This is a genomic window from Streptomyces iconiensis (assembly GCF_028657195.3).
Taxonomy (GTDB): Bacteria; Actinomycetota; Actinomycetes; order Streptomycetales; family Streptomycetaceae; genus Streptomyces; species Streptomyces iconiensis.
The window spans coordinates 25,225-49,863 of the sequence record NZ_JANCPR020000024.1; the positions used below are offsets into that span (position 1 = coordinate 25,225).

General features: G+C 72.0%; 20 protein-coding genes. 3 read left to right on the top strand and 17 right to left on the bottom strand.

Features of this window, described 5'->3' with window-relative positions:
• Positions 1 to 24: 24 nt before the first annotated feature.
• Positions 25 to 486 (bottom strand): ATP-binding protein, encoded by a 462-nt coding sequence (locus NMN56_RS23365; RefSeq protein ID WP_274045782.1) that lies wholly within the window; start codon positions 484 to 486, stop codon positions 25 to 27.
• Between the two features lie 182 nt (positions 487 to 668).
• Between NMN56_RS23365 and NMN56_RS23370 the strand changes: the two genes are divergently transcribed.
• Positions 669 to 1,520 (top strand): helix-turn-helix domain-containing protein, encoded by an 852-nt coding sequence (locus NMN56_RS23370; RefSeq protein WP_274045781.1) that lies wholly within the window; start codon positions 669 to 671, stop codon positions 1,518 to 1,520.
• Positions 1,521 to 1,533: 13 nt separating this feature from the next.
• Entirely contained in the window at positions 1,534 to 1,755 is a 222-nt protein-coding gene (locus tag NMN56_RS23375) for a DUF397 domain-containing protein (protein ID WP_280842869.1), read from the top strand.
• 98 nt (positions 1,756 to 1,853) lie between these two features.
• Here NMN56_RS23375 and NMN56_RS23380 read toward each other — a convergent pair whose 3' ends face one another.
• The 12 genes from NMN56_RS23380 to NMN56_RS23435 all read right to left on the bottom strand — a co-directional run bounded on the left by NMN56_RS23380 (position 1,854) and on the right by NMN56_RS23435 (position 15,628).
• A complete protein-coding gene (locus NMN56_RS23380) occupies positions 1,854 to 2,765 on the bottom strand; it encodes an ABC transporter permease (protein WP_274045779.1) in 912 nt (303 codons plus the stop codon).
• Between the two features lie 239 nt (positions 2,766 to 3,004).
• Positions 3,005 to 3,283 carry a lasso peptide biosynthesis PqqD family chaperone gene (locus tag NMN56_RS23385; protein WP_274045778.1) on the bottom strand — a complete coding sequence of 93 codons (279 nt, stop codon included), beginning with the start codon at positions 3,281 to 3,283 and terminating at the stop codon, positions 3,005 to 3,007.
• Complete coding sequence (locus NMN56_RS23390; RefSeq protein ID WP_274045777.1) at positions 3,280 to 5,331, bottom strand: asparagine synthase-related protein; 2,052 nt, start codon at positions 5,329 to 5,331, stop codon at positions 3,280 to 3,282. The genes NMN56_RS23385 and NMN56_RS23390 overlap by 4 nt, the downstream gene beginning before the upstream one ends.
• Before the next feature lie 11 nt (positions 5,332 to 5,342).
• Positions 5,343 to 5,465: a lasso RiPP family leader peptide-containing protein gene (locus NMN56_RS23395; RefSeq protein ID WP_274045776.1), complete on the bottom strand. Its 123-nt coding sequence runs from the start codon at positions 5,463 to 5,465 to the stop codon at positions 5,343 to 5,345.
• A gap of 242 nt (positions 5,466 to 5,707) precedes the next feature.
• Complete coding sequence (locus NMN56_RS23400) at positions 5,708 to 8,329, bottom strand: serine/threonine-protein kinase (protein ID WP_274045775.1); 2,622 nt, start codon at positions 8,327 to 8,329, stop codon at positions 5,708 to 5,710.
• Positions 8,330 to 8,444: 115 nt separating this feature from the next.
• Positions 8,445 to 8,687 carry a hypothetical protein gene (locus NMN56_RS23405; protein ID WP_274045774.1) on the bottom strand — a complete coding sequence of 81 codons (243 nt, stop codon included), beginning with the start codon at positions 8,685 to 8,687 and terminating at the stop codon, positions 8,445 to 8,447.
• Between the two features lie 67 nt (positions 8,688 to 8,754).
• Positions 8,755 to 10,104 (bottom strand): TRAP transporter large permease subunit, encoded by a 1,350-nt coding sequence (locus NMN56_RS23410; RefSeq protein ID WP_274045773.1) that lies wholly within the window; start codon positions 10,102 to 10,104, stop codon positions 8,755 to 8,757.
• A complete protein-coding gene (locus tag NMN56_RS23415) occupies positions 10,101 to 11,570 on the bottom strand; it encodes a class II aldolase/adducin family protein (RefSeq protein ID WP_274045772.1) in 1,470 nt (489 codons plus the stop codon). Before NMN56_RS23415 ends, NMN56_RS23410 begins: the two co-directional genes overlap by 4 nt.
• Positions 11,567 to 13,186: a 3-oxo-tetronate kinase gene (gene otnK / locus NMN56_RS23420; RefSeq protein ID WP_274045771.1), complete on the bottom strand. Its 1,620-nt coding sequence runs from the start codon at positions 13,184 to 13,186 to the stop codon at positions 11,567 to 11,569. The genes NMN56_RS23415 and otnK overlap by 4 nt, the downstream gene beginning before the upstream one ends.
• Positions 13,183 to 13,821, bottom strand: a complete 639-nt coding sequence (locus NMN56_RS23425) for a hypothetical protein (protein ID WP_274045770.1) — start codon at positions 13,819 to 13,821, stop codon at positions 13,183 to 13,185. The genes otnK and NMN56_RS23425 overlap by 4 nt, the downstream gene beginning before the upstream one ends.
• Positions 13,818 to 14,615, bottom strand: a complete 798-nt coding sequence (locus NMN56_RS23430) for a hydroxypyruvate isomerase family protein (RefSeq protein ID WP_274045769.1) — start codon at positions 14,613 to 14,615, stop codon at positions 13,818 to 13,820. Before NMN56_RS23430 ends, NMN56_RS23425 begins: the two co-directional genes overlap by 4 nt.
• The gene (locus NMN56_RS23435) at positions 14,615 to 15,628 is read right to left on the bottom strand and encodes a phosphoglycerate dehydrogenase (protein WP_274045768.1); all 1,014 of its coding nucleotides are present in this window, start codon (positions 15,626 to 15,628) and stop codon (positions 14,615 to 14,617) included. The genes NMN56_RS23430 and NMN56_RS23435 overlap by 1 nt, the downstream gene beginning before the upstream one ends.
• A 117-nt stretch (positions 15,629 to 15,745) precedes the next feature.
• On the opposite strand from NMN56_RS23435, the gene NMN56_RS23440 reads away from it, so the two are divergent.
• Entirely contained in the window at positions 15,746 to 16,438 is a 693-nt protein-coding gene (locus NMN56_RS23440) for a GntR family transcriptional regulator (RefSeq protein WP_274045767.1), read from the top strand.
• Positions 16,439 to 16,451: 13 nt separating this feature from the next.
• On the opposite strand, the gene glgB is transcribed toward NMN56_RS23440, so the two are convergent.
• The 4 genes from glgB to NMN56_RS23460 form a co-directional block, all read right to left on the bottom strand.
• Positions 16,452 to 18,653: a 1,4-alpha-glucan branching enzyme gene (gene glgB / locus NMN56_RS23445; protein WP_274045827.1), complete on the bottom strand. Its 2,202-nt coding sequence runs from the start codon at positions 18,651 to 18,653 to the stop codon at positions 16,452 to 16,454.
• Between the two features lie 407 nt (positions 18,654 to 19,060).
• Positions 19,061 to 20,641: a maltokinase N-terminal cap-like domain-containing protein gene (locus NMN56_RS23450; RefSeq protein ID WP_274045766.1), complete on the bottom strand. Its 1,581-nt coding sequence runs from the start codon at positions 20,639 to 20,641 to the stop codon at positions 19,061 to 19,063.
• A 215-nt stretch (positions 20,642 to 20,856) separates the two neighbouring features.
• A complete protein-coding gene (treS, locus tag NMN56_RS23455; RefSeq protein WP_274045765.1) occupies positions 20,857 to 22,566 on the bottom strand; it encodes a maltose alpha-D-glucosyltransferase in 1,710 nt (569 codons plus the stop codon).
• Positions 22,553 to 24,601 (bottom strand): alpha-1,4-glucan--maltose-1-phosphate maltosyltransferase, encoded by a 2,049-nt coding sequence (locus NMN56_RS23460; protein WP_274045826.1) that lies wholly within the window; start codon positions 24,599 to 24,601, stop codon positions 22,553 to 22,555. The genes treS and NMN56_RS23460 overlap by 14 nt, the downstream gene beginning before the upstream one ends.
• Positions 24,602 to 24,639 lie beyond the last annotated feature (38 nt).

Sequence of the window (24,639 nt, forward strand, 5' to 3'; positions counted from 1 at the left end):
GGCCGCCCCCGGGCAGAGGCGACCTCAGCCCGCCTTCAGCTCGACCCAGACCGCCTTGCCCCGGCAGTCACGGGTGAAGTCGTGGACGCCCCAGCGGTACGCGAGACACCCGACGAGGAACAGGCCGCGCCCGCGTGTGCGGTACGGGTCCGTCGTGTCCGGCGCGGAGGGGTGCGCGGGGCAGGCGTCCCAGACGCTGATACGGAGCGTTCCGGCGGCGGTGTCCCAGCGGAGGCGGAGGAAGATCTCGCTGTCGGCGTAGCGGTAGGAGTTCGTCACCAGTTCGCTGGTGACGAGTTCGGCGGTGCCGGTGAGCGGGACGAGTTCGTGTTCGTGAAGCACCGTGCGGACCGTCGACCGTGCGATGCCCGGCGCCTGGGCGCTGTGGAAGAGCTGGAGGCTGTAGCGCCAGTTGGCGGGAGGGCCGGGTGGTTCGGGGGAGCCCGAGGTGTCTGTGAGAGGCAGGCTGGTGGCGTGTGTGGGCATAAGGACGGCTCCTATCGCTGGCGCGCCGGGTCAGCACGGCGTGGGCGCACAACGACCCGCGCACTCTGGGTAGTTGACGCGTGACCTACGGTAGGGCATTCCGGTGCATGCTTGTGCCTCAATGGAGGGAAAAGCTTGCGCCTGGGTAAATTGCCCGTCGGATGCCAAGGAGGACCTGCCGTATGCCACCACGGAGCACGCCCACTGCCAGGCAGCAACGCTTGGGGCAGGAGCTTCGCAAGTTGCGCGAACAGTCAGGCATGACCGCGCTGCAAGCAGGTGCCCTGTTGGGGGTGGACCAGGCGCGGATGAGCAACATCGAGTCGGGACGTGCGGGTATCAGCGCCACGCGCGTGCGTACGCTGGCTTGCAACTACGATTGCTCGGACAACGAGTTGACCGAGGCGCTGGCCTCGATGGCGGAAGGACGCTCCCGCAACTGGTGGGACGAGTACCGCGGTGTGCTGCCGCCCGGGTTGTTGGACCTGGCGGAGTTGGAGCACCACTCGACGGAGATGCGGACCGCTCAGACCGCGACGCTGCCCGGCCTGCTCCAGACCACCGAACACGCCCGGATCGTGTTCGGGCAGGCGATCCCGCCGTTGCCCCCGCACGAGGTCGAGCACAGGACATCCTGGCGCATCAAACGGCAAGCGGTGCTCTACAGGGAGGACGCGGCGCCCTATACCGCGCTCATCCACGAGGCGGCCCTCCGCATGCGGTTCGGTGGTCGGGCCGTGACGAGGAGGCAGCTCGCACACATCGTCGAGATGGCGGGGCGGGACAACGTCACGGTGCGGGCGATTCCTTTCGAGGCCGGGGAGTTTCCGGGAGCCGGGCAGACGATCTTCTACGCGTACGGCGCGACCCCACGGTTGGACACCGTGCAACTGGACCAGGCACACGGCACCGTTCTCCTCGACATGGAGGCACAGTTGGTCAAGTACCGCAGGCTCTGGGGCCGTTTGGAAGAACTGAGTCTCGGTGCTGAGGAGACCAGAGAATTCATCAATGGCATCGCTGGCGAACTCTGAAGGGAAGTCTCCCGTGCGCACAGCCCTCAACTGGCAGAAGTCCTCCTTCTGCGCCGAAGGCAACAACTGCCTGGAAGTCACCGCTCCCAGCCCTCATCTCGCGGGCCCTCACCTCGCGATACGTCTCCGCGAATCCGCCGCCCCCGGCGTCGTCCTCACCACCACGCCTGCCCGCCTCGCCGCGCTCCTGCGGGTGGCGAAGGCAGGGGCGTGGGGGAGCGGGGCGGACGCCTGAGGGAGGGGCGCCGTGCCCGTGCCCCCCTCGCCGGTGCCCCGTGCCCGTACCCCGGAAGCCGGAGCCGCGAGGCGCCCGCAGCACGCGACCGTGTCCCGTCAGTCGGGGCGGGTGAAGCGGTGGGCCGCTGCTGTGAGGGTGGTGGTGGCGGCGACCAGCAGGGTGGCGAGTTCCGCTGCGGCGGGGGGCTTCCAGTCGCCCCAGCGGACTCCGCCCCGTGCGGGAGCGCCGCCGAAGGTGTGGAGGGCGTGGTGGAGGAGGTCGACGGCGTAGGCGAGGGGGTTGGCCGCGGCGAGCGTGCCGAGCCAGTCGGGCATCGCGGAGAGGGGGAAGAAGCCGCCGGAGAGGAAGACCAGGGGCAGCATGGTCAGGGCGAGAAGCGTGTTGAAGGACTCCGCGTTGGTCATGGTGACCGCGAGCAGCGTGGTGAGCGCGGTGAGGGTGAAGGCCGTCACGGTGAGCACCGTGAGCATCGACGCCATCAGGAACGGGTCGTAGGCGATTCCCACCGTTCCCGCCAGAGCCAGCAGGACGAGGCCCTGAACGGTGGCGACCGTGGTGCCGCCCAGGCACATGGCCGCCAGCAGGGTGGAGCGGCGGGCCGGTGCCATCAGCGTCTCGCGCAGGAATCCGCTCGTGCGGTCCTCGATGAGCCGCATCCCGACGCCGATGGCAGGGGTCTGGATGGTCATGATCAGGATGCCGGGGAAAAGATAGGCGCTGTAGTCGCCTCCGACGGCCCTGGACGGGATGAGCGCCCCCAGCCCGCCGCCGAACGCGAACAGGAACACCAGCGGGTGGAGCATCATCAAGAAGGCGTGCGTAGGCCGGCTGAGTACGCGCAGCAGATCGCGGTGGACGACGGCCAGAACCGTGCGGCTCTCCCGGTGCAGCGCGGTGAGGCGCGGTGCGGCGGGGGCGTCGGGCACCCCGCCCGCGTGAGGTGCGCCTGGGCGCGTTGTGGTGGCGTGCGGAGTGGTGGGGTGCGATGCGGGCCCGTTGTGGCTCATGGATTGTCCTGAGTGTCGGTGGCGTTCAGGAGTGTCGGGATGGCGCTCGTGGTGTGGCCGCCGGGCTGGAAGTCGTCCCCGTTCGGGCCGGGAAGGTGGACGGTGAGCGGGCTGCGGTCGGTGGTGGTTCCCGTTTCGTCCGCGGGCTGCGGCGGGCTGCGGCGGGCTGCGGCGGTTGTGGGCCCGCGAGGGCGCGAAGCGCGCCAGTAGGCGTGAAGTGGTGCGGCCGGTGCGGCCGTTCAGTGGCGTGTGAGGGCTCCCGCTTCCGTGAGGGTGGCGATGAGTGCGGCGACGTCGCCTCGGGCCTGGTCGGCGCCCGCCGGGTACGCCTGTGCGAGTTGGTCGGCGGCGGTCTCCTCGTCGGCGCCGTTCTGCAGCGCCCGTACGACCACCAGGGCGGTGGCGTTCAACTGCCAGTACTTCCCGGAGCGTTGGTTGAGCAGTACGGCCGTGCCCTCGCCCGTTTCGGTGAGCGTGATGTGCGGGTGCAGGCCCAGGCGCCCTTCGCCTGCCGTCATCGGCCCGTCTCCTTTCCCTCCGGTTCTCCCGGTCTCGTCCTCTGACCCGTCACCGTTCCTCGGTCTGCGGCTGTTTCCTGGTCTGCGGCTGTTCCTTGGTCTGCGGCTGCCCTCCGGTCTGCGGCTGTCCCCTGGCCGGCCGCTGTTCCTTGGCCTGTCGCCGTCCTCTGGCCTGTCACCGTCACCCGGCCCGGGGACGGGGCCGGTGTGCCGTGGGTCCGGCCGGTGCTGGGCGGTTGGCCGGTCTCGACGGCGCGCAGCCACATCTCGCAGGCCAGCGTCGCGTCGAGGGGCGCCAGGGTGCGGGTGTCGGCGTGGGGGCGCAGCAGTGCCTGCCGGGCCGCAGCGGCGTCGATCAGTCCGTGCGCGGCCAGGCGCGAGCCGTCCAGCAGTTCCAGCACCTCCTCGCGGTGGCGGCGCATGCCCTGGTGGAAGTCGGCGCTGAATTCGCCCTTGGTCGTACGGTCCAGCAGCGGGCGCGGCACGATGCCGCGCATGGCCTCGGCCAGCAACGGCTTGTAGCGGCCGGGTGTGTTGCGTTCCTCGGGGCGCACGCTCAGGGCGGCGTACAGCACGTCGTCGTCCAGGAAGGGCGACGCCAGCCGTGTCCCCGCGGCGGCGCTGAGGCGTTCGGCCTGGGAGACCACGACCCCCGTCATACGGGCCAGCGTCAGGACCTCGTGCTGCTCACGCCACCCGGCCAGCGGTTCCACCCCTTCCTCCGCCGTCCTCTCCAGCAGGGCGCGCGCGGCGGCGACGGCCTCGGCCGTCGCCCATGGCGGCATCCGCAACGGCGCGCACCAGCCCGTCTCCAGCGTCCGCGTTCCGGGCTCAGGACCGGTCAGTTCCCGTGCCTGCGAGGCCAGTTCGGCGCCCGGTGTGCGGCGGTCGGTCAGCGCGCGCAGCGCCGCTCGCCACGAGGCGCGTGACATCGCCCGGTAGTCACGCGCCGTGCGCAGGGCCTCCCGTGGGCGCCGCCGGAAGAGGTCGTGCAGATGCGTGTGGCCACCGGGGCGGAACAACTCGTCGCCCCCGTGTCCTGCCAGGTGGAGCCGGGAGCCCTCGGCAGCCGCCGTACGGGCCGTATGTTCCACGCGGGCCAGCGAGCGCACCCACCCGAAGGGTTCGCCCCGCCCCGTTGCCGTCCGTGGTTCCAGCCCGGCGAACATGGCGGGGCCCTGCCCGACGGGGTCCACCAGGTGGCGGGCCTTCGGCAGTTCGCCCGCCGCCAGCTGTGCGTACCGCGCGTCGTCATTGAGGCTGTCCGACTCCGCCCACCGGTAGGTCACCAACTCGACGGGCGCCCTGGCGGCGAGGAACGCCAGCGAGGTGGAGTCCATCCCACCTGACAGGTCGGTGCTCACCGTCCCCCCGTCCGCCGTACGCGCCGCAACGGCGCCCGACAGGGCCGTACGTACCTCTTCCGCTCCGTCGGCCAGGGACAGTTCGGGCTCGGGTACCGTCCAGCGCCGCCGCTCCTCGGCGCGTCCCGCCGGGCCCAGCGCCAGCCAGTGGTCGGCCGGTACGGGCAGTACTCCGCGCCAGGGCACGGACTCGTGCAGCGGAAAGGGCATGGCGAGGCCCGTCAGCCGGGCGGCCAGCCACTCCGGGTCCCACTCTCCACCGGTCAGCGCGGCCAGCACCTCGGCCCGGTCGGACGCCACCTCCGAGCCGTGCACCCGGGCGCGGAAGAGCCGCCGCACCGACGCCAGCGTGCCTTGTACCCGTACCCGGCCGCCGAGCGAGACCGCCAGGTGGTAGCAGCCGGGCATGCCCGCCGCGACGGACCCGGCCTCCTCCACCGACCGCACCCGATCCAGCGCCGCACGCAGGGAAGTGGTGGTGGCCGGACAGTCTCCGGCCACCACCACCCGCGCCTGTCCGGCCGCCGCCGACATCAGCGCGTGGTCCGGCCAGCAGCCCATCAGCCACGGGCGTCCCGAAGCGTGCTCGATCGCCCGCGCGGCGAGGGGGCGCAGGGCGCGCGCCGCACCGGCGGCTGCCTCACCGTCAGCGAGAACGACGAACCACGATCCGTACGACTCCACGCCCGTCCACCTCAGACCCGGTAGCAGGTGTACTGATCCGCCGGTGCGCCCCGGGAGGGGCCGAGGGTGACCTCCTCGAAGCCCCCGGACGCCACCACCGCCGGGGTCTCGTAGACCTCGGTCCGCTCTTCCACAGGGCTCTCCTCCTGCACGGGGCAACGCCGCTTCCCGGCGCCACCGTCGCGTCTGGACTGCCCAACGGTCTGCCGGGGAGAAACTCTCAATTCGTGATATGCGGCAGCAATCCACCCCGACCGGTGAGCCGGAATCGCCAGGGCGTTGAGCTGTTCGACGAACGTCCTCGGGCGTACGCCCGGCGCGGTTCGCCTCCTTGCCGCGAGCTGGGCTCTGCCGTGCTGCTTACGGTCGTCGGCCCTCAGGGTGCGAGCCGGTGCTCCTCTTGCCACCGCTTGCCGTCGAAGCGGTCGATCCAGAGCGTGCGGTCCTTCGCGTAGCCGTGCGCGTCGAAGGCGACGGTGCCGAGTTCGCCCTCAGCGCTGATCTTTCTGAGGTCCCTCGTGAGCGAGGCGCGCACCGCCTCGCTCGACGGCTGCCCCTTCTGCCGGGCCAGCGCGGCGGCCACGGCGAGTGCGGCATCGTGTTCGAGGGATGTGACCGCCTTCGCGCCGGGGGGCGAGGAACGGTAGCGCCGTATGCCCTTCAGCCCCGCTTCCCCTGGCCCTTCGGCCTTGTCCTTGGCCAGGTCGGGGTCACAGCCTGACGGCGATGCGAGCGGTACGAGAACGGGGCCCCGGAACCCGGACCGCAGCAGGCCCTGCGCCGCGAACTCGCCGTCGTACGCGAGATACGGAAGGAGCACGGCGTCCGCATCGGCCTTCTTCACCTGCGAACGGAGGGAAAGCTCCTCCCCGGCCCCCGCGTCCTCGCCGGACACCGGGGCCTTTCCGCCCCCTTGGGACACCTCGTCGCGGAGCCGCTTCGCGAACTCCTCGTGCAGTTGGTCATCGCCGATCAGCGGAGTACGCGCGCCGTGCGTCCGCCGCAGATACGTGACGAGCTGTGCGGCCACCCGCGCGGGGGAGGGCCGTAGCCGGAACGTGTGCTGTCCGGACGGCTCCAGGTCGCTGTCCTCACCGGGCTCGCCGCATGTGCTGATCGTGACGGGCTGCGCCTCTCCCGTGTCCGGATCGCCGAGATCGTCGCCGGGGTCGCCGGGGTCGTCGTCGGGGCCGGGGTAGTCGGGGTCGAGGACCCCGGGGGCGGCGCCGGACGTGTCACCGATGACGGCCACGACATCGGGATACCGCCGCTTGATGCCGTCAAGGTCCATGGTGTCGCTGTCCACGGCGACCACATCGACGGCGGCCTTGAGCCCGAGGGACTTGCGGGCCTCGGCGAAGGCCCTCAGGACAGGCGCGGCGCTGGCACGGTTGATCGCGGAAGCGCTGGTGTAGACGACCGTGTACGCGCCCGACCGGCTCGACGCGTCCGGGGCGTCCGACGTGCCGTCGCCGGGCGCGGGCTCCGGCGGGGTCGTGTCGAAGCCGGCGTGCGGCGCCTCCGACGGCACCGGCGGTTCGGCCCCGCCGCCGTCCTCACCGGCCCCGCCCCCCGAACCGTCGCCGAGCCCCACGCCGACGCCCACACCGGCCAGCAGGACCACACCCAGTCCGACGCCGACGAGCGTACGCACGGTGGACTTACGCGGCGGCCAGCCGGAGGGCGTCACCTCTTCCCCGGCCCCGGTCCCGGCTCCGGCCCCGGTCCCGACCCCGGCCTCGGACCTGGACGCGGGCCTGGACGCGGGCTCCTTCTGGTCCCCGGAACCGTTCCGGGGACCGGATTCGGCCGAGCGCGCCCGCTGGGCGGAGGGCGAGGGCTTGGGGGAGGACGAGGACTTGGGTGAGGGCTTGGGTCTGGGGACGGGTGCGAGAACGGGCTCAGATCCGCGACCGGGCTTGGACGCGGGATCGGGTCCAGGCCCGTCCCCGGCGTCAACTCCTGCCTCTGGCCCGGGTTCAGGCCCCGGACCGGTATCGGGCCCCGGGCCGGCATCCGGCTCAGGCCCGGCATCGCGCCCGGGTACACGCTCGGGCCGAGCCCCAGCCCCAGCGGTCTCCGTCCCGGCTGCCCCGCTGGTCCCTGTCCCGGCAGCCCCGGCAGCCCCCGTCCCGGGCCCGCCGCCCGGTCCCTCCACGCCCGCCCGCAGGGCGACAAGCCGTGCCTGCGCCTCCGCCGCGTCCGCCGGGCGGTCGTCCGGCGACTTGGCCATCAGGTCCAGGACCAACTGGTCGACAGAGGCCGAGAGTTCTGGGCGTGCGCGGCTCGGGCGCAGTGGTACGTCGTTGAGGTGGTTGTACATCACGCCGGCCGCTGGACCGACGAACGGCGGGCGTCCGATGAGGAGTTCGTAGAGCACGCAGCCCAGCGCGTACAGGTCCTCGCGCCCGTCACCGGGTTCCATGCGGAAGCGTTCCGGTGCCATGTAGAGCACGCTGCCCAGCGGCATGTGCCCCGTACGGGTCAGCTTCGACTCCGCCTCGACGGCCTCCTGGAACTTGGCGATGCCGAAGTCGAGCACGACGGCCGTACCGTCGGGGCGTACGACGATGTTGGCGGGCTTGATGTCACGGTGCACGACGCCCGCTGTGTGAGCGGTACCGAGGGCCAGGCAGATCTGTGCGGCCCAGTCGAGGGCCTGGGCCGGCGGGGCGCGTCCGTCGTCGCGCAGCACCTGTTCCAGCGAGCGGCCGTCGATCAGTTCCATCACGAGGTAGGGGGTGCCGTCGTGTGCGCCGTGGTCGTGGATGACGGCGATGTGCGGGCTGTCCAGCGCCGCCGCCGCACGGGCCTCGCGCCGGAAGCGGCCCAGGAGTTCCGTACGTTCCTCGGCCTGGACATCGTCGGGCGGGGCGAAGAGCTTGAGGGCGACCTCGCGCCCCAGGTCGCGGTCGCGCGCCCGCCAGACCTCGCCCATGCCGCCGGCGCCGAGCTTCTCCACCAGCTCGTAACGCCCGCTCAGCACCCGCCCCCGCACGGCACACCCACCCCCCCCCGTAACCCGAACTGACGTGCAAGCGGCCGAGGTTAGCAGCCGTTGATCCCGCCGCTCCCGGGGCCGGGGCGCGGGCCCGTATGTAGCGGGTCCGGTGTCAGCGCTGGTCGTCGGGCGCGTCGGTCCGCCGTCCCTCGGGGGTGTAGAGCAGGAGGAACGAGCAGAGGCCCGCGCCTCCCGCGACGACGCAGACGGCGTCCGTGACGGAGGTGCCGAACATCTCCATCAGCCCCCTGTCACCCGTCGCGAGGGCGAAGGACTGACCTGCCACGACCACACAGCCGCCGAGGAGGAAGGCGGCGAGGAGGACGCGGGTCGCGGTGAGGAGGAAGGCGTGCATGGTCGTTCTCCTTGACGGGCTGGGGGCACGGGCCCTGCGCGGGCCCCGGCTCTCGTGGGCAGAGGACTCACCCGGGGATCCAGACGGCGCCGACCGCGAGGAGTACGCCGATGACGTAGGACGGCACGAGGTAGTACAGGGCGACGGGCAGGAAGATGCGGGCCGGGTTGATGTCGGCGATCCCGGCCGCGACGTACAAGGGCGCGGCGCCCGGCGGCGAACACCCCTCCGACGAGGCCCAGACGATGATCGCGGCGAACGCGACGTGTGCGGGTACACCCGTGGCGATCAGTGCGGCGAAGGCGACGGGGCCGACGGCGGCAAGCGTGGAGGTGGTGTTGAGCGGGCCCGCCACGACGACCACGATCAGGCCCACGACAAGCGCGGCCACCAGTGGCGGCACGCTTTCCAAGCCCCGTAGGTAGGGCGCGAGTTGGTCGCCGAGCCGCAGCCGGTCCAGTACCTCGGAGGCCGCGAACGCCGACACCATGGTCACACCGACGAGACCGAGCTTGGGGGCGATCTGTCCCAGCAGCTCCCACCACGCGCCGGGGCCGCGCGGCAGCGCCTTCCGTTCGACGAGGAGCCCCGCGGCGAGCATCACCACGGGCAGCCACACCAGCAGCGGCACGGCGTCCGTGACATCGAGGCCGCCGAGCCGGCCGGTCGCCCACTCCTTGCCTGGCGAGGTCGTCAGCAGGATCGGCACGGCGATCGCGGCGAGTACCAGAAGCGCGGTCCAGCCCGCACCGAACGACTCGCGCAGCGGTCGGATGTCCTCGGGCGCCATGGTGCCCACGCCGCGCCACCGGACGATCGCGTACGCGATGAGCAGCCGCAGCGCGACCATCCAGGCACCGGTCACGAAGAGCGTCCCGACGACGTCCTGCGAGGTGAGGACGGGCACCACCGTCGGCGCCGCCAGCAGCACGAAGAACGCGCCACTGAACGGGAAGGTCGCGCCGACGCCCGCGTTGCCCGACAGCACGAGCGCCGCCGTCTCGCCGCTGGCGCGGGACCGCTTCATCCAGGGGATCGCGAGCGACCCGACGGTGGCCACGATCGCCGCGCCGTTGTGCGCGACAGCGCCGAACAGCCCGGAGGCCACGGTCGCCGCGTACGCAGAACCGCCCCTGCGGCGGCCGAGGAGCGAACTGAGGATGTCGATCAGGCGGGGCACGAGGCCGGTTCTCGTGAGCAGTTCGCTGACGAAGACGAAGCCCAGCGCGGCGAACGTGATCTCGGACTTCATGCCCTCGACCAGGCTTTCCCAGCCCACCTGCAGCGCGTCCGTACCGGCGAAGGCGGCGCTGGCGGCGAAGCCGACGAGCATCGCCTCGCCGATGTTCCGCTTGAACAGCACGTTCCATACGACGATGGCCGCGATGAAAGCCACCAGGGCGAGGATGGCGTTCACGGCCGTGTGCCCTGGACGCCATGGGTACCCCGAGTGCTCCGGGCCGCTTCCAGCCCGGCGGCGCGGTAGGCGTCCAGCGCCGGAGCACCGGTCAGACACCGGAGCAACGCGACCGCCTCCGGCATGTCCCGCGCCCCGCTCCCGAGCGCGACGGACAGCTCCGTGAAGTGCTGTACGTCGTCCGGCAGCGGCCCCGCGATGGTCGCGCCGGGCACGAAGAGCAGCTCGCTCATCTGCTGCACGGCCAGGTCGGCGCGACCGTCGGTCACCGCGAGCGCCGTGAACCCCTTTTCGACCACGGTCGCCCGGGAGTTGACCTTCTCGGCGATCCCCAGCCGCTCCAGCAGCGCGGCGAAGGCCACGCCACTCGCGCCCGTACGCGAGTACGCCACGGAACGGGCCGAGGTCAGCGCCCGTATCAGCGCTCCCGTGCTGCCGATGTCGGGCACCTCGGCGCCGGGCGCCACGGCGACGCCCATGCCCACCCGCGCGAGCGGGCGCAGCGAACCGGCATCCAGGACACCGGAGGCCGCCAGCTTCTCCAGGGCTCCGCTCACCCCGACCATGACGTCGGGCCGTGCGCCCTCGGCGACCTTCCGCAGGAGGACGTTGGTGGGCTCGTAGACCCCGTCGACGGCGATGCCGGTGTCCTCGGTGAAGGGGCCGAGGACGCTGTCGTCCAGCGCCTTCTTGATCGCCAGCGCGCTGAACAGCGTGACGCGGCGCGGCACTTCGGCCGCGAGCGCTGGGGTGGGGCTCTGTGCGGGTGCGGGTGCGGGTGCGGGTGCGGGGTCGGGTGCGGGGATGGGTGCGGGTGCGGGCACGGGGGCGCGGGCAGGAGCGAGGGCCGCACGCTGCTCCCCGTTGAGCTGCCCGAAGTCCGAGCCCCGCAGCAGCAGGAAGATCCTGGCCGTCTGCTCCAGCTCCTCGCAGCCCTCCAGCGCCGCTTCGAGGGTGGGAGCGGCCACCACGGGGCCGTGATGCCGCAGCAGCAGCGCCGCGTGCGCGCGTGCCTTCTGCTCGGCGACGGTGGACAGTTCCGTGTCCCCGGGGGCGAAGTACGGCAGCAGCGGGAGTCCGCCGAAGCGCATCGCGTAGTAGGCGGTGAGCGGGGGCAGCGCGTCGTCCGGGTCGAGTCCGTTGAGACAGGAGACGGCGGCGGCGTGCGGGGAGTGCGTGTGGACGACGGCGCGCGCTGTGGGGCGCGCACGGAGCACGGCCGCGTGCAGGAAGGCTTCCTTGGAGGGCGGGGGCCCGTCCACGTGGCGGCCGTCGGCGTCGATGACGGACAGCTCTTCCGGTTCCACGGTCGCGAGCCGCGCGCCGGTCGGGGTGACGAGGATCAGGCCGTCTTCCGCGCGCACCGACACATTGCCGGTGCGGCCGTGGACGAGCGAACGGGCGGACAGGGCGCGTGCGGTGGCCACGAGCGCTTCGCGTTCCGGTGCGTGCGTGCGTGGGGTCATGGACGGTCTCCTTCGTGGGAGCTGCGGGTGGAGGCGCCGGGGGAGTCGGTGGGCCGGTCACCGGACGAGTCGCCGGACGAGTCGCCGGACGAGTCGCCGGGCGGGTCGGCTGCGGTGCCGGAAGGGGAGGCGCCAGTGAGGCCGGTGGCCGAGTCGGAGGGCCGGCCGACCGTTGGGCCGGAGCCGGAGCCGGAGCCGGAGCCGGGACCGGAGTCGGCGGTGGGGGCGGGGCCGGAGTCGCGGTGTGCATGGCCGCCGGGGGAGCTGGCCCGGGCCAGCAGATCGGGCGCGCCGAAGTTCCCCGACTTGAGGAGCAGCGCGACCCGCGGCCCCGGTACGGGATGGAGCCACGGCACCCCGGGCGCCGCCGGCGGGCCGACCCAGCCGCCCGCGATGCCCAGCGCGGTCACCACGGCGCCCGAGGTCTCGCCGCCCGCCGCGATCAGCCGCCGCACGCCGCGTTCCACGAGCCCGGAGGCGATGAGACCCGTGGCCTCCTCCAGTACGGCCGCCGCGCGCGCCGCGCCCAAAGCGCGCTGGACTGCGCGCAGTTGGCCCGGGGGTGCCGAGGAGTAGAGGACCGGAGCCGGGCCGCCGGGCGGCAGCGAGTCGTACCAGGCGAGCGCCCCCGAGGCCAGGGCCGCCGGATCCGGCTCAGCCACCGGGTCGAGCCGGTGGGCCGGTCTGCCGTGGTCGAGCAGCACGCCGAGTTGTTCGAGGGTGCGCGCCGAACAGCTTCCCGACAGCACGGCGGCCGGTGCTGGCAGCACCGCGGCACCGCGCCCGGACGGCACGGCCGCACCGCGCCCGGACGGTCCCGCTGCCGCGGCGTCCGGGTGTCCGTGCTCCTCCGCGGGCCGGTGTGCGGCGTCGCGCGGAGCCAGCGCGTGCGCGAGACCGCCGGCCAGCCCGGCCGCACCGGCCGTCAGCTGTGCGTCGGCCGCCGCGTCGCCGAGGGTGCGCAGGTCGCCGTCGTCGAGCGCGTCGGCGACGAGGTAACGGACCCCGCGCGCCCCGGCGTCCGCGACGGCGGCGCGCACTGCCGCCGCACCCGCGCGGACGGTGTCCCACCTGATCAGCTCGACCGGCCGTTCCGTCTGGCCCCGCAGCAGCCGAGGCACGGAGGAGTCGGTCATCGGCGTCACCGGGTGGTGCCGCATGTGCGACTCCGCGAGCGGCACACCGTCGACGAACAGGCACCCCTGGTACTGGGTACGCAGATGCCCCGGCGAACTGGGCGTCAGCAGTACGGGGTTGGTCGGCGGCCCTGCGGCGAGCACGTCGTCGAGTGCGTCGAGTACGGGGCCGATGTTCCCGTCGGACGTGGAGTCGAACGTGGAGCAGAACTTCAGGTAGAGCCGTGTGGCACCGTGCCGCCGCAGCCACCGCGCCGCCTCCAGGGACCGTGCGACGGCCTCGGAGGCGGGCAGCATCCGGCTCTTCAGCGCGACCACCACGGCCTCGCCGCCGTCCGGCGGGGGGACGGCACCGTCGGGCACCCCTTCGGTCACCCCCTCGGGCACCCCGAAGTACAGCAGGGTGCGCATGCCCGCCTGGCGGAAGGCCAGGGACACGTCCGTCGCGCCCGTGACGTCGTCGGCGATGACGCCGATCATGAGGAACTTCCCTCCGCCAGAGCCGACTTCAGGGCCCTGGCCGCCGCCTGCGGTCCGGAGTGCACGGGCAGGCCCAGCCCTGCGGCCAGCTCCTCCGTGTGGGGTGCGAGCGAGTACTGGGCCAGCAGCACGGCGTCGACCTCGTCCGCGTACGCCCGTGCCGCGTCGAGCGGCGGACCGGTGGCCACGGCTCCGACGGCCTCCGTGGCCGCACCTGCCGCACGCGCCGCCGCCGTGAACCTGGCGAGGGAATCCTCCAGTGCCGCCTCGAACGAGGCAAGGACCAGGACCCGCCGGTGGCCGCCGGACAGGGCCGCTTCGAAGGCGGCCGTATCGGGGGCCAGTACGGGCACGCGTGCCCGTACGCGCGTGACGAGAGGCCCGTACAGCGAGCAGGTGAGCAGCACGCCCCGCGCTCCGCCCGCGACGGCGTACGCGATCAACCGCCGCATCCGTGTGGCGAGTTCGGGTACGACGCCGCCGCGTGCCGCGGCGTCGGCGAGCAGCGTGTCGTCGAGCAGGTTCCAGGGCCGTGCCGCGGGGAACTCGGCGGCGAGCCCCGCGACGGCCGGGCCGATGGCGGCCGGTGTGGCGCTGATCAGCGCGATACGGGGAGCGGAAGCCGGTGCGTTCACCCGGCCACCTCCGTGACCCAGCCGAGCCCGGACACCGTGCCGGCCGCCGGCCGGTACTCGCAGCCGAGCCAGCCGGAGTACCCGGCGGCGCGCAGCATGCCGAAGACGGACGGCCAGGAGACCTCCCCGGTCCCCGGTTCGCTCCGGTGCGGCGGATCGGCGATCTGGAGGTGCGCGGCGTAGGGCAGGTAGTGGGGCAGCGTCCCGTCGAGAGCGCCCTCGGTGATCCGTGCGTGGTACAGGTCCAGCAGCAGCGCCACGCGGTCCTGCCCCACGGCCTCGGCCACGGCTGCGGCCTGTGCCTGGGTCTCCAGGAAGTAGCCGGGCGCGTCCCCCGCGTTCTGCGCCTCCAGCAGGAGCCGCACGCCGGTGTCCCGCGCGCGTTCGGCGGCCCAGGCGATGTTCGTGGCGTACGTGGCTGCCGCGCGCTCGCGGCTCACCTCCGGCGGCCGGATTCCGGCCAGTACGTGCAGGAAGCCCGCGCCCAGCCCGGCGGCGTACTCCAGCCCGCGCTCGATCCCCTCGCGGAATCCGGTGGTTCCGCCGGGCAGGCACGCGCATCCGGCGCGCTCCGGCGAACCGGGTGCCCCGGCGGGCGAGTTGATCAGTATCTGGCGCAGCCCCGCGTCCGCCAGCAACGCGCGCAGGCGGGACACCGGGTACGGGTAGGGCGCCGCGTACTCGACGCCGGTGAAGCCCGCCTCGGCCGCGGCCTCGAAGCGCCGCTCGAAGGGCAGCTCGGTGAACAGCCACTTGAGGTTGGCGGCCAGCGGGGGCCCGTCGGGTATCCGCATCAGTTCGCCTCCACCCTCGCGGTCGCGTGGCCCGGGTTGACCAGGTGCGCGGGGGCCCGGCCGCGCAGCACGTCGAGGACCTGGCGCGCCGCCGAGAGGCTGGAGCGTGACCGTGCCTCCACCGTCGCCCCGGCGATGTGGCCGGTGACGAGGACGTTCCCGAAGTCGCGCAGCCTGCTGTCCTGGGGGAGCGGTTCGTGCTCGGTCACATCGAGGGCGGCGCCCGCGAGTTGGCCGCGCGCCAGTGCCCCGGCGAGCGCTTCCTCGTCCACCACGCCGCCCCGCGAGGTGTTGATGAGGTAGGCGCCGGGCTTCATCATGCTCAGCGCGGTCGCGTCGATCAGGTGTCTGCTGGAGTCGTCGAGGGCGAGGTGCAGGGTCACGAAGTCGGACTCGGCCAGCACCTCGGCCAGCGGCAGTGCGCGCGTTCCGGTTTCGTCGAGGAAGGCGTGGTCGAGCCAGGGGTCGTAGCCCACGACCCGCATGCCGAGCGCCTGTCCGAGCCGCGCGACGGTCCTGCCGATGCTGCCGAGCCCGACGACGCCGAGCGTGGCCCCCGCCACCTCCCGGCCGCTGGGCTGCGACCAGCCGCCGGCGCGTACGTCGGCGACGTTCTGCGGGATGCCGCGCGCGCAGCTCACCATCAGCCCGAGGACGTGCTCGGCGACCGACTGCCGGTTGACGCCCGGGGTGTGGGCGACCGCGACACCGTTCCTGGTGGCCGCCGCCACATCGACGTTGTCGTATCCGGCGCCGCACCGTCCGATGACCCTGAGCCCGGGTGCGGCCCCGATGACCTCGGCGGTGAACGGGTCGGTGCCCGCCACGATCCCCGCCACGAGGCCCCGGCCGGCCTCGGCGTGCTCCACGGCCTCGCGCAGTGAGTGGCCGGAGGCGTTGCGGTCGACGGCCCGTGCGAAGACGGTGTCGAGGCCCGCTCCGCCGAGCAACTGGTCGACCTCACCGCCGGGTTCGAGGTACGCCGTGGTCACCAGTACGCGCTTGTTCGTCATCCGGCATCTCCCATGATCGGCCTCGCTATACTATAGCGATAAGCAAAATAGTATAGCGATGGTGCGTGATCAATGGCCTGAGCGGCTGCGATATCGTCGGGCAGCGAAGGAGGCACCATGGCTACAACCCGCCGGCCCGCCCGCCAGCCCTTGGCAGACAAGATGTACGAGGTGCTGCTGGGCCAGTTCATGGACGGACTGTGGTCACCGGGCCAGGTACTCAACATCGGCGCGCTGACCCGTGAACTCGACGTCAGCCAGACCCCGTTGCGTGAGGCGCTCGCCCGGCTCGAACACACCGGGCTCGTACGCCGTGAGGCGCTGAAGGGCTACCGCGTCGCGCCGCTGTTCACCGAGCGCGAGTTGATCAAGTTGATGGACGCGCGGCTCGTCCTCGAACCGGCGCTCACCTACGAGGCCGCGCGGCGGACGACCCCGGAGTTCCTGCGCGAGATCGAGGAGAGCGTCGAGGAACTCAGGCGCTGTGCGGCGGCGCCGAGTTCGAAGTCGGTCCGCACCTACTGGGCGGCCGACGAACGCTTCCATCTGCGCATCGCGGAGCAGGCCGACAACCCCTTCCTCGAAACGGCCTACCGCGCGCTCGGCGGCCACGTGCAGAGGTTCCGCCTCTTCACCGAACTCGCCACCCCCGAGGCTGCCTCCGCCGCCGCTCCCGCACGTGAGCACGACGCCGTCCGCGAGGCGATGGCGGCGGGCGAGGCGGACACAGCGGCCCAGCACATGCGCCGGCACATCGAGAACGCGAAGGCCAGGGCCCTGGAGGACCGCAAGGCCGTGGCCGCGAGCTGACGGTGGCCGCGAGCTAGCAGGGCCGCAGCCACACCGTGCCCAGCGGTGGAAGGGTGGGCGCGATCGAGCGGGCGCGGCCGTGTGCCGGGGCCGCTTCGGCGGTGAGCGTGCCCGGGTTGACCACCCCGCTGCCGCCGTACCGCGTGGCGTCCGTGTTCAGCGCCTCGCACCAGGTGGGCAGCTCGCCGGGCACGCCGAGCCGGTAGGCGTCCCGTACGACGGGCGAGAAGTTGCTCACCGCGAGCAGCGGGGTGCCGTCGGCGGCGAACCGCAGGAACGCGAACACGTTGTCGTCAGCGGCGTCCTCCGTGACCCACGCGAAGCCCTCGGGCGCCGTGTCACGCTCCCAGAGTGCCGGCGTGGAGCGGTATCGCGTGTTCAGGTCGCGCACCAGGTCGCGTACGCCGCGGTGGTCGGCCTCGGCGGAGTAGGAGGGGTCGAGCAGCCACCAGTCGGGGCCGTGCCCCTCGGCCCACTCGGCGCCCTGCGCGAACTCCTGGCCCATGAACAGCAGTTGCTTGCCCGGGTGGGCCCACATGAAGCCGAGGTAGGCGCGGTGGTCGGCGCGCTGCTGCCACCAGTCGCCCGGCATCTTGGAGACCAGGGAGCGCTTGCCGTGCACGACCTCGTCGTGCGAGATGGGCAGGAGGTAGTTCTCCGAGTAGGCGTAGACCATGGAGAAGGTCATCTCCCCGTGGTGGTACTTCCTGTGCGCCGGCTCCTTGCTCATGTACACGAGCGAATCGTGCATCCAGCCCATGTTCCACTTGAAGCCGAAGCCCAGGCCGCCGAATCCGCCCTCACCGACGTGGTGCGTCGCGCGGGTGACGCCCGACCACGCGGTGGACTCCTCGGCCGCGGTGATCACGCCTGGGCAGCGCCGGTAGAGGGTGGCGTTCATCTCCTGGAGGAAGGCGACGGCGTCGAGGTTCTCCCTGCCGCCGTGTTCGTTGGGCGACCATTCGCCCTCGCCGCGCGAGTAGTCGAGGTAGAGCATCGAGGCGACGGCGTCCACGCGCAGCCCGTCGATGTGGAACTCCTCGCACCAGTAGACCGCGTTCGCGACCAGGAAGTTGCGCACCTCTCGCCGCCCGAAGTCGAACTCCAGCGTCCCCCAGTCCGGGTGTTCGGCGCGCGAGGGGTCGGCGTGCTCGTACAGCGGTGTGCCGTCGAAGGCGGCGAGCGCCCACGCGTCCTTGGGGAAGTGCGCCGGCACCCAGTCCATGAGCACCCCGATGCCCTCCCTGTGCAGCGCGTCGACGAGGAAGCGGAAGTCGTCGGGCCCGCCGAGCCGCGCCGTCGGCGCGTAGAACCCCGTCACCTGGTACCCCCACGAACCGCCGAACGGATGCTCGGCCACCGGCATCAGCTCTACGTGCGTGAAGCCGAGGTCCTTCACATAGGCGGGCAGCTGTACGGCCAGCTCGCGGTAGCTCAACCCGGGGCGCCAGGAGGGCAGATGCACCTCGTAGACGGACAGCGGCTCGGTGTGCGGGGCCGCCTGCCCACGGCGCGTGAGCCAGTCCGCGTCCCCCCATTCGTGGTGCCCCGCCTCCACGACCGAGGCCGTCGCGGGCGGGCACTCGGTGCGCCGCGCCATCGGGTCGGCCCGCAGCGTATGGCTGCCGTCGGGGCGCGCGATGTCGAACTTGTAGAGCGCGCCCTCACCGACACCTGGCAGGAACAGCTCCCACACCCCGGAGGAGCCCAGCGAGCGCATGGGCATCGCCGTCGCGTCCCAGTAGTTGAAAGAGCCGGCGATCCGCACCCCGCGCGCGTTCGGCGCCCACACGGTGAAGCGCGTACCGGTCACACCCTCGTGCGTCATGGCGTGCGCCCCCAGCACCCGCCACAGCCGCTCGTGACGGCCCTCGCCGATCAGATGCAGGTCCAGCTCGCCCAGCGAGGGCAGGAAGCGGTAGGCGTCGGCCACCCGTACATCGTCGGTGCCCGGCTCCTCGCCGTAGCGGACCAGCAGCTCGTAGTCGGGAACGGCGGTCAGCGGCAGCACACCGGCGAAGAACCCGTCGCCCTCGTCCCGCAGTTCGGCCCGCAGCCCCTTCGCCAGCACGGTCACCGCCTTCGCGTAGGGCCGCAGGGCCCGGAACGCGATCCCGCCGCTCACCTGGTGTGCGCCCAGCACCGCGTGCGGATCGTGGTGCGTACCGGTCAGCAGCCGCTGACGGTCCTCCGCCGCCGGAGGACAGGGCCGCACCCCCCGGCTGCCCTGCCCCCCCGGCTGCGCCCCCGGCTGCGCCTGCCGCGCCCCCGGCTGCCCCTGGTGCGCCTGCTGCGCCTGCCGCGCCTGCTGTGAGTCGGGCGTACGGGCCTCCGGCACGGGCTCGCGTGTGCCCCGGTGTTCGGGGGAGTCACGGGACTCGCGGGATTCACGCGGCTCCCGCAGGAACGTGGCCGGGATCTGCGCCGAGGGCTGGTCGGGGAGCACGGTGTGGACCTCCAGGTCGGGTGATGCGGGGAGGGGAGAGAGTGGGGAAGCGGGAGGGGAGAGCGGCGGATCGGGAGCCGGGTGGTGGGAGCCCGGTGCGGTGAGCGGAGCCGGCAAGAGGGCGGCGGGCCACGAAAGTTGGGCCCGTGATGGGAGCGCATGGGCGAGGAATCGGTTCAGCCCCCGAGCCCGGCGGGGGCTGCGAGGCGCCGGATCGCCGACATCGGTACGCCCAGCCACGCGGGCCGGTTACGCGCCTCGTAGAGGACCTCGTAGACGGCCTTGTCGGTCTCGTAAGCGCGCAGCAGCACCGCCTCCTCGCGCGGGTCCGACCCGCACGCCTCGGCGTATCCGGCGCAGTAGGCGGCCCTGTTGGCCTCGGCCCACTCGCGCGACCAGGTGTCGCCAGGGCTCGCCGTGCGCTGGCACGCGGCGTAGTCGAACGAGCGCAGCATCCCCGCGATGTCCCGTACGACCGGCTGGTCCGCGCGCCGCTCGGCCAGCGGCCTGGCGGGCTCGCCCTCGAAGTCGATCAGCGTCCATTCCGTCGCCTCCGTGGCGGCCGTGGTAGCCGTGGCGGCCGTGCCCGTGGTCTTCTCCGGCGCCGTGCCCAGCACCTGACCCAGGTGCAGATCGCCGTGTACGCGCTGTGCCGCGCGCCGCCGCCCGTCCCCGCCCAGTTCGGCCAGTTCGCGGTAGGCGCAGCGCAGCGCGGCGCGGTAGGGGCGCAGTGCGGGCACCGCCGCGCTCGCGCCGTCGAGGCGCCCGGCCATCTCGTCCGCCACACGCTCCAGTTGGCGGGTGTCCAGCAGCGAGGTGGGCAGTGCCTGGGCCAGCCCTGTGTGCACCAGCGCCGTCGTACGGCCCAACGCGCCCGCAGCGCCCGTGAAGTCCCTGCGCGCCGCCAGGGCACGAAGGGCGAGCTGCCATCCGTCGCACGCTCCGGCGACGAAGGGCTGGAGCACGCCGAGTGTCATCGAGGCCGAGGCGTCGTCGGCGCCGGGGGGCACCGCCTCGAACCAGGCGGTCGGCGGCGGCACCCGTGCGCAGCCGTGCCGGGCGAGCGCCAGCGTCAGTTCCAGGTCCGGGTTGATGCCGGGCTCCACCCTGCGGAAGAGCTTCAGAATGCAGGAACTGCCGTACACCACCGAGGAGTTGGACTGCTCCGTCGTCAGCGGGCGCGGGCGCAGTCCGGACGGGATCACCGCCTCGGGCTCGCGTGAGAACCGCAGGGGCCCCAGCCTTCCCGGCACCCGCAGCCGCTCCAGGAGGAGCCCTGTCAGCCGCGGGTCGGCCAGTGCCTCGTACACGGCCCTGCCCCGCATCGGCCCCGCGGTGGGTCGGCCGACCAGGGCGGGCGCCAGCTCCGGCGGCAGCGCGTCGCGCACGCCGAGCAGCAGTTGATAGCAGTCGCCCTCACTGTGCGCCTGCTTCTGCGGAGGGGGAACGGCGGCGCGCGCCGTCTGGTGTGCGCGTACGAGGAGATGGAGCAGGCCGGGCGCGGCGTTCCCCGCGCCGCACGGCAGGATCTCGGTCGCGGCCACCAGCGAGAAGCCGGTCAGTGGCCGCCCCTTCCCCGCGAACCACCGCTGCCGTGGCAGCCAGTCCAGAAGGGGCGGTGACAGGGAGCGCAGCAGCGCCGTACCGGCGTGGTCGCCGCGTGCGCCGCTCGCCGGCGCCCCTCCCCGCTCGAAGGGCTCGGGGGAGGGTCCTCCCTGCTCGAAGAGCTCGGGGGAGGGCAAGGAGCTGTCCGACATGGCGTCCTTTCCCCGGGCACACGAAAGGTACGCAGAGTGTCCCGGATGACGGCATCGGTTGTCCGGGTGTGCGGAACGTGTCGAGGTTATTCACTTGGATTCCGGACGAGTCCCCGCTGGAGCGGGTCTCACTCGCCCGGATTCCCGAGTGCGGGGAAAGCGGGGCCCCGCAGTGCCCGGTACTCGCGGGCGCCGCGAAGCGAGCCCTGAAGTGCCTAGGTCCTGCGGAGGCGGAACCAGTAGAAGCCGTGGCCCGCGAGGGTCAGGAGATACGGGAGTTCACCGATGGGGGGGAAGCGCACGCCCCCGATCAGCTCTACGGGAACCCTCCCACCCCACGCGCGCAGATCCAACTCCGTTGGCTGCGGAAAGCGCGAGAAATTGTGCACGCACATCACGAGATCGTCGCCTCCGCCCGGCAGTCTCACTTCCCGGAGAAAGGCCAGAACGGACGGGTTGGAGGACGACAGTTCCTCGTATGTGCCCAGTCCGAAGGCGGGGTTCTGCTTACGGATCTCAATCATGCGCCGCGTCCAGTGCAGCAACGAGCTGGGTGAACTCATCGCGGCCTCGACGTTGGTGACCTGGTAGCCGTGCACCGGGTCCATGATGGTCGGCAGGAACAGCCGTCCGGGATCGCAGGAGGAGAAGCCGGCGTTGCGGTCGGGCGTCCACTGCATGGGGGTGCGTACGGCGTCGCGGTCGCCCAGCCAGATGTTGTCGCCCATGCCGATCTCGTCGCCGTAGTAGAGGATCGGGGAGCCGGGCAGGGACAGCAGCAGGGCCGTGAACAGCTCGATCTGCTTGCGGTCGTTGTCCAGCAGTGGGGCGAGCCGCCTGCGGATGCCGATGTTGGCGCGCATACGCGGGTCCTTGGCGTACTCCGCGTACATGTAGTCGCGCTCCTCGTCGGTGACCATCTCCAGGGTCAGCTCGTCGTGGTTGCGCAGGAAGATCCCCCATTGGCAGCCCGAGGGGATCTGCGGGGTCTTCGCGAGGATTTCCGAGACGGGATAGCGGGATTCGCGGCGTACGGCCATGAAGATCCGCGGCATGACGGGGAAGTGGAACGCCATGTGGCACTCGTCCCCGCCCTTCGCGTAGTCGCCGAAGTAGTCGACCACGTCCTCCGGCCACTGATTGGCCTCGGCGAGCAGCACGGTGTCGGGGTAGTTGGCGTCGATCTCGCTGCGTACCCGCTTGAGGAATTCATGGGAGCGGGAGAGGTTCTCGCAGTTGGTGCCCTCTTCCGCGTACAGATAGGGAACCGCGTCGAGCCGGAATCCGTCGATGCCCAGATCCAGCCAGAAGCGGAGCGCCGAAATCATCTCGTCCTGCACCACGGGGTTCTCGTAGTTGAGGTCGGGCTGGTGCGAGAAGAAGCGGTGCCAGTAGTACTGCTTGCGTACGGGGTCGAACGTCCAGTTGGACACCTCGGTGTCCACGAAGATGACGCGCGCGTCCTGGTATTGCTTGTCGTCGTCGGCCCATACGTAGTAGTCGCCGTACGGACCTTCGGGGTCCTTCCTGGACTCCTGGAACCACGGATGCTGGTCGCTGGTGTGGTTCATGACGAAGTCGATGATGACCCGCATGCCGCGCTGGTGCGAGGCGTCGACGAACTCGACGAAGTCCGCGATGTCCCCGAAGTCCGGGAGGACGGCGGTGTAGTCGGAGACGTCGTAACCCCCGTCCTTCAGGGGGGACTTGAAGAACGGCGGCAGCCAGAGGCAGTCGACCCCCAGCCACTGGAGGTAGTCGAGTTTCGCGGTGAGCCCTTTGAGGTCTCCGATGCCGTCGCCGTCGCTGTCCTGGAAGGAGCGGACGAGCACTTCGTAGAAGACCGCGCGCTTGAACCACTGCGGGTCGCGGTCCTTGACGGGTGTGTCCTCGAAGGTGTCGGGGACGGGCTCATTCACGATCATGAGTGGGTGACCCTCCGGTCGGTGAGGACGGTCGCAGGGTGCAGATATGCGCTGCGGCGGGGGCGTCACCCCCCGGGTCCAGGCGCACATAGTTGTCCCTGCCCCAGTGGTAGGTCTCGCCGGTGAGCTCGTCGCGCACCGGGAAGGACTCGGCCCCGCTCATCTGAGCGACGCTCAGTCCGGATGCTTGGAATTGCGCCATGTCCAACGACACCGTCGCCTCGTGGGTGTGGTGCGCATCCAGGTTGACCACGATCAGCACGGTGTCCCCGTGCGGCCCTGGAGCGTGCTTCGAGTAGGCGATCACGTGCTCGTTGTCGGTGCGGTGGAAGTGCAGGTCACGCAGCTGCTGAAGCGCGGGATGGCGGCGGCGCAGCCGGTTGAGCGCCGTGATCAGCGGGGTCAGCGAGCGGCCCTCGCGGTCGGCTGCCGCCCAGTCGCGGGGCCGCAGTTCGTACTTCTCCGAGGACAGGTACTCCTCGCTGCCCGCGTGCGCCGGAGTGTTCTCGCACAGTTCGTAACCGGCGTACATCCCCCACGAAGGCGACAGCGTCGAGGCCAGCACGGCGCGCACGGCGAAGGCCGCACGGCCGCCTTCCTGAAGGTAGGCGTGCAGGATGTCCGGGGTGTTCACGAAGAAGTTGGGCCGCATGTAGGCGGCGGCCTCGCCCGTGAGTTCGCCGAGGTACTCGGTCAGTTCGGCCTTGGTGTTGCGCCAGGTGAAATACGTGTACGACTGCTGGAAGCCGATCCGCGCGAGAGTGTGCATCATCGCGGGGCGCGTGAACGCCTCGGCGAGGAAGACGACATCGGGGTCGCCGCGGTTGATGTCGGCGATCACCTTCTCCCAGAACGCCACGGGCTTGGTGTGCGGATTGTCCACCCGGAAGATCCGCACACCGTGGTCCATCCAGAAGCGCAGCACGCGCAGGGTCTCGCGCAGGATTCCCCGGTGTGCCAAGGGGTCCTCGTCGAAGCTGAGCGGATAGATGTCCTGGTACTTCTTCGGCGGGTTCTCCGCGTACGCGATCTCGCCGTCCGCGCGCCTGCGGAACCACTCCGGATGCTCCTTGACCCACGGGTGGTCGGGAGAGCACTGGAGCGCGAAGTCCAGCGCCACCTCCATGCGCAGGGCGCGGGCCCGCGCGACGAAGTGGTCGAAGTCCGCCATCGTGCCCAGGTCGGGGTGGAGCGCGTCGTGCCCGCCCGCAGCCGAGCCGATCGCCCAGGGGGAGCCGACATCGTCGGCAGAGGCCGACAGCGCGTTGTCGCGGCCCTTGCGGTACGCGTCGCCGATCGGGTGCACGGGAGGCAGGTAGACCACGTCGAAGCCCATCGCGGCCACCGCGTCCAGCCGTTCGGCCGCCGTGCGCATCGTGCCGCTCACCGGGGGCCTGCCCCGGCGGACGATGGCGCCCTCGGAGCGCGGGAACATCTCGTACCAGGACCCGAACAGCGCACGCGCGCGCTCCACTTGGAGCGTGAGAGGGCGTGAGGAGGTCACCAGTTCGCGCAGCGGATGGCGGTCCAGTACGCCGGTGACCTCCGGCGTGAGGGCAGCGGCGAGCCGGGCCGCCACCGGGCGGCCGGTGTCGCGCAGCGCGTCGACCGCCGCCAGTACGGCGTTCCTGCCGTCCCTCTTGGGCACGCCAGCGGCGGCGCGCTCGTGCAGCGCGGCGCCCTCCTCCAGCGTGAGTTCGGAGTCGATCCCCGCCGGGATCTTGATCCTGGCGTGCTGCCGCCAGGTGCCGACCGGATCGCTCCACGCCTCGACCGCGTAACTCCAGCGCCCCTCGGTCTCGGGGGTGACCTGGGCGCCCCAGCGGTCGGTGCCGGGCGCGAGTTCGCGCATCGGCGTCCAGGGCCCCGCGCGTCCCGCCGGGCCGCGCAGGACGACATTGGCTCCGACCGCATCATGACCTTCGCGGAAGACGGTGGCCGAGACCTGGAACGTCTCGCCTGCCACGGCTTTCGCTGGACGGCTGCCGCACTCGACGAGCGGGCGGACGTCGAGCACGGGGATACGACCGATCATGGGCTCACCTGGGGGCATAGCAGGAGATAACGGGCTCT

Excerpts from the sequence above, each read along its gene's own strand:
- treS (WP_274045765.1), bottom strand. The coding sequence starts at position 22,566 with ATGATCGTGAATGAGCCCGTCCCCGACACCTTCGAGGACACACCCGTC.
- NMN56_RS23405 (WP_274045774.1), bottom strand. The coding sequence starts at position 8,687 with ATGCACGCCTTCCTCCTCACCGCGACCCGCGTCCTCCTCGCCGCCTTC.
- NMN56_RS23435 (WP_274045768.1), bottom strand. The coding sequence starts at position 15,628 with ATGACGAACAAGCGCGTACTGGTGACCACGGCGTACCTCGAACCCGGC.
- NMN56_RS23430 (WP_274045769.1), bottom strand. The coding sequence starts at position 14,615 with ATGCGGATACCCGACGGGCCCCCGCTGGCCGCCAACCTCAAGTGGCTG.
- NMN56_RS23370 (WP_274045781.1), top strand. The coding sequence starts at position 669 with ATGCCACCACGGAGCACGCCCACTGCCAGGCAGCAACGCTTGGGGCAG.
- NMN56_RS23460 (WP_274045826.1), bottom strand. The coding sequence starts at position 24,601 with ATGATCGGTCGTATCCCCGTGCTCGACGTCCGCCCGCTCGTCGAGTGC.
- otnK (WP_274045771.1), bottom strand. The coding sequence starts at position 13,186 with ATGATCGGCGTCATCGCCGACGACGTCACGGGCGCGACGGACGTGTCC.
- NMN56_RS23380 (WP_274045779.1), bottom strand. The coding sequence starts at position 2,765 with ATGAGCCACAACGGGCCCGCATCGCACCCCACCACTCCGCACGCCACC.
- NMN56_RS23415 (WP_274045772.1), bottom strand. The coding sequence starts at position 11,570 with ATGACCCCACGCACGCACGCACCGGAACGCGAAGCGCTCGTGGCCACC.
- NMN56_RS23385 (WP_274045778.1), bottom strand. The coding sequence starts at position 3,283 with ATGACGGCAGGCGAAGGGCGCCTGGGCCTGCACCCGCACATCACGCTC.
- NMN56_RS23440 (WP_274045767.1), top strand. The coding sequence starts at position 15,746 with ATGGCTACAACCCGCCGGCCCGCCCGCCAGCCCTTGGCAGACAAGATG.
- NMN56_RS23450 (WP_274045766.1), bottom strand. The coding sequence starts at position 20,641 with ATGTCGGACAGCTCCTTGCCCTCCCCCGAGCTCTTCGAGCAGGGAGGA.
- NMN56_RS23365 (WP_274045782.1), bottom strand. The coding sequence starts at position 486 with ATGCCCACACACGCCACCAGCCTGCCTCTCACAGACACCTCGGGCTCC.